Origin of the sequence: Porphyromonas somerae DSM 23386 (assembly GCF_000372405.1) — a bacterium.
Lineage (GTDB): Bacteria > Bacteroidota > Bacteroidia > Bacteroidales > Porphyromonadaceae > Porphyromonas_A > Porphyromonas_A somerae.
Genome location: NZ_AQVC01000074.1, coordinates 1 through 4,858 on the forward strand (window position 1 = coordinate 1; position 4,858 = coordinate 4,858).

A 4,858-nucleotide genomic window follows, 5' to 3' on the forward strand; every position below is an offset into this window, starting at 1 on the left:
TTTACAGCGATGGTATGTAGAACAGATGTGCGATGGGTAGGAGAAGGCTGATAGACAGGCAAGACAAGCACATGACCACTTTAAGACAATGGCATCTTAAGATGGCAATAGGAGTGCCAAAAGACGTAGGATTTACACAAAACAACGCAATGAATACATCATAAAGAGATAAATAGAGAATACGCAGACCTCTACATAAAGCCTTTAGTCTGCTAAAAAAGTCGGGACACAAGAAAAAACAATCAATAAGTACCCGACTAAAGCAATAAAAACTCAGCCTGCGGAATTGAGGTCGAATGTGCAACAGTCTCTATTTAGAATTTTATGGATAAATTTGCACATCCAAATAAGAGATACAATGAAAACTAATTAACTATTGATGGAGATAACACTCTGCTATATGATAAAAAGATCACCCCAATGATCCTGCCGTTTGAGGTAAGCCACGTAATTGCAATATGCTCTTATAACCTCGCTACGTTTTGATTAGATAGGTAGAGTTGTCCCGATCAAAAAGTTCTGGGATCATCATCCTGAAATCCTATTCCACACTTCACCTTTCCCATTGTTCAGCCGATTGGCTTTTCACTCTATAGTATGCAAAAGAGAACGTTTAAACATTACTCATAATTATTCTTTATGATGCCTTATGGTAAAACATTTATTATCACAATGCTGTAAGCTTTTAGCACTTGTGCTAACCTTGTCAATAGCAGCTTCCTTGCATGCACATGCACAAAATAGTAGCACAGCACAGACCGTCAGAACACCTGAAGGTGCGATACGATGCAAAGTCTTATTCTCAGACCACACACCAGCTGTCGGCGCTACCGTTTATCTCAATGGCAAGCCCGTAGCAGTGACGGGGGAAGATGGAAGCTGTTTCGTAAGGATTACAAAATCTGAAAAAACAATAGAGATTGGAACATCCTATGTAGGAATGTCGCCCGAAAAGCGAACCTATCATGGGGAAAGACAAATGACCTTCATTCTACAGACCGATAATGCCGAACTAAGCGAGGTGGTCGTGACTGGCTACCAGACTGTAAATAAGAGGCAATGGACTGGCTCTGTGGTCACTATTAAAGGTGCTGAAATAGCCTTCCCTGGTATAACCACGCTGGACAAAGGATTGGAAGGATTGGTACCTGAGATGTTGGTGATACCCACGGCGGGTGATGTAGGAATGACTCCTCGCTTACGTATTAGAGGAACCAGCACGATTCTTGGTGTTCGTGAACCTCTTTGGGTAGTAGATGGTGTGGTGGTGCGTGATCCAGTCACTATCCCAGCTGAAGACATTAACGACCCAGACTTTGTCAATCGGGTTGGTAATGCCATAGCGGGGATCAATCCTGCTGATATTGAACGAATTGACGTATTAAAGGATGCAGCGTCAACAGCACTATATGGAGCACAAGCCGCCAATGGCGTCATCGTAGTAACTACTAAAAAAGGAGGGTACGGCAGACTTAGCATCAATTACGCTGGCGGGATAGGTCTGGCCGTTCGTCCTCGCTACACGGATAAAAATATTGACTTAATGAATTCCCAAGAGCGTGTCCTTTTTTCTCGTCAGCTAGTAGAGTCCGGATATTATTTCCCCTCTAATATGTATCAAGTAGGATACGAACATCTAGTGCAAAAGCTCTACAATAAGGAGATCAGCTTTGATGAGTTTGAAAATCGCGTGAATAAAATCTCGTCACTCAACACAGATTGGTTTGACCTATTGATGCGCGATGCGTTATCCACCGATCAGCACCTCTCTATTTCGGGAACTTCGGGTAATCTCAATTATTATGCCTCATTAGGTCACAGTTTGAGTAATGGAGTGGTGAGAAATAATCAGACCCAACGCACGACTGCGTACCTCAAAGTGATAGCCGATCTGAGTGTGCGTAGCCAACTAACAGTATGGCTGCGGACGGCATTAGAAAACCGTGCCTACAATGCCTCCTCTATCAACCCCGTGGACTATGCTTACAACACATCGCGTACGATTCCCACCCATGAGGAAGATGGCAGTTATTCATTCTACAAGCGTGGTGATGATGATTACTACAACTATAGATTTAACATCCTGAACGAGTTGGAGCACAGTGGGTACAGACAGGATCATTTTGACACCTCTGTCAATGCCGCTTATGATTTGAAACTGACCAATGATCTTTCTCTGTCGGCACTAATGACCCTTGCCACCTCAAACACCAATGGCGAAGAGCATCATGATGACCAAACTTATTACGTTGCAAACCTGAGGTGGACAGATTATGGAAGGGAATTCAGTAAAGTAGCCTTGGAACATAGTGAACTCCCCTATGGTGGTGAATTAAACCATTTCCAAGAACGCTTTCGCTCTCTTTCTGGCCGTTTGATGGTCAACTATACCCATACTTTTGAGAATGAGGATGTACTAGCTTTTCATATCGGCTCTTCACTAGAGAGCACACACACTAAAGGCATGAGACAGTTGCAACGAGGATACTTTCGCGATTATGGCGAGAAGTTCGTAGCGCCTGAGGATCTTGATAAATTTCCTGCATACAAGGCTTGGCTGATAAGTGAAGCTGCACAGCCCAAACGCATGGATGACCTTCTCAATCAAGGATCACTATTCGCCACTTTTTCTTACTCATTTCATAATAGACTCACTCTAGGGATAAATGGTCGTACCGATGCATCCAATCGTTTTGGCTCCCAAAGTAATCGCAAACTATTACCCGTATGGTCACTCTCTGGCAGCTATGATTTCTCAACTCTTCTACCAGAAAACTCGTGGCTAGACTACCTCTACCTGCGCACTTCATATGGCACTCAAGGAAATATGCTACGTGATCAATCTCCAGTGCCCATAATTCAGAAACTAAGTACCGACCCTTACTACAATGAGAAACTTGCTATTTTGGCACGCTACCCCAATCCTGATCTAAGGTGGGAAAAGACACATTCCTTCAGTGCTGAACTAGACTTTTCGGCATGTGATCGAAAGATTGCTGCCACCCTATCTTATTACAACAAATACACAAGCGATGCCTATATGAATTTAGATATTGATTTAGTCAACGGCATTCCCTCTTATGTAGTAAATAGTGGTGACCTTCGCAACCAAGGATTCAGCTGTGCCTTATCTGTACAGCCAGTGCACACGAAAAACGTCACATGGCGTATCTCCACGTCATTCTCCAAAAGTTTCAACCGCCTAGATAGCAAGCCCGAGTATGAGCGTTTCTCGGCAAAGGACTTCCTTCATGGGCGAGCCTTAGTCAAGGGTGAGGCTTTGGGTACTTTCTACACCTATCGCTTTAAAGGACTCAATCCAGAGGACGGAGGCCCACTCTTCTACGATGGAGAAGAACGTATGGAGGATTTCTTCGGAAAGAGTAATTACGAGGTCTACCAGCAAGTGCTAACTAAATCAGGAACACGACTTCCCTCCATGTTCGGAAGTTTTCGTAACCTCATAACTTGGGGAAATGTCACTCTCCGCTTTAACCTCTCGTACAGTTTAGGAGCTAAGACTCGTCTCTTCAAACCTTATCGAAACGCTAAAAACTTCCTACCAGAAATGAACGTAAATAGGATGTTTTTGGATCGCTGGATGGCTCCAGGTGATGAACTGCACACCAACGTTCCCGCCGTAATAGACCAAATGGTCCCCGCCGTTTCAGCGAAGTACAACCGCCACTACTCACGTAGGCAATCCAAGAATATGCCAGTCATAGCAGAAAACTCATGGGAGATGTACAATTATGCTGATATCCGTGTTGTTTCTGCTGATTACCTGAAGTGTACAAATCTCAGCCTCAGCTACAGAATACCTGAGAATTGGCTCAAGCGTTTCCACATTGAGAATGCTACACTCACACTATCTACAAACAATTTATTTATAATAGCACGTCCAGAATTAAAGGGTCAAACCCCTGTACAAGGAGGATTCACAGAAGTCAACCTATCTGAGCGTCCACAATATAATCTACAATTTAACTTCACCTTATAGACTTGCAACCTATGAAACGAATAGCACACAATATATTGATCATTGCCATTACACTATCGACCCTTGGGATCGTCACTATGACTTCCTGTAGTGGCTTTCTCAACGAACGTTCAAAGATACTATCCCTAAAAAGTGTGTAAGCCCCAATAATGCTATCTTTGTAAAATGACAATTAACAACAAAATTGATAGACATTAGTATGAGACTTACACGAGTGCAAGTTAAGGAAATTCTTTCAAACTTTATAATTGAAGGGCAAGGAGTTAAGGGGTTGATGGAGCTAGTTGTAGAGATCGTGATGGAAGAGGAACGCGAACTTTACAAGGAAGATACTGGAGATGTTAGTAATGGCTACCGAGGTCGTCGTATTTTTGCGAGTGGCAATATGCTTGAGTTGCGAGTTCCTCGGACACGTCAGCGTGGTTTTATGCCCGTTATCCTAGGGGTGTTAAAAGAGCAGGAAAAAGAGATGGGAGAGGTTGCGAGCTTCCTCTATAGCTGTGGTAATACGATGAAGGATATCTCAGGTGTTTTTGAGCGTTTGTATGGCAAAAGTTATAGCACGAGCCAAGTAAATCGTCTTGCTCTCTCCACCCAGAAGGCTGTCCTAGAATGGCGTAAAAGGGCGCTTCCAAGTGAGCTGGAAGCACTTATGATTGACGCAACATACCTCCCAGTAAGGCGAGGAGATAGCGTTAGCAAGGAGGCATTCTTTGTTGTAATGAGCTTGGATGCAGACGGTCGTAGAGANATCGTTGGAGTGTACAACAACCCCACGGAAGGAAGTGGTATTTGGAATGCTTTCTTTGATGATCTAAAGTCACGTGGACTAGAGAAGGTTGGTCTTATTGTCTCCGA

The 4,858-nt window shown here is 43.6% G+C and carries 2 protein-coding genes; both read left to right on the plus strand.

The window, feature by feature from the left end:
- Positions 1-694: 694 nt before the first annotated feature.
- On the plus strand, positions 695-4,000 hold the full coding sequence (locus A3GK_RS10860; protein ID WP_244860750.1) for a SusC/RagA family TonB-linked outer membrane protein: 3,306 nt from the start codon (positions 695-697) through the stop codon (positions 3,998-4,000).
- 199 nt (positions 4,001-4,199) lie between these two features.
- On the plus strand, positions 4,200-4,858 hold a 659-nt coding region (locus tag A3GK_RS0109875; RefSeq protein WP_018029287.1), incomplete at its 3' end, for an IS256 family transposase.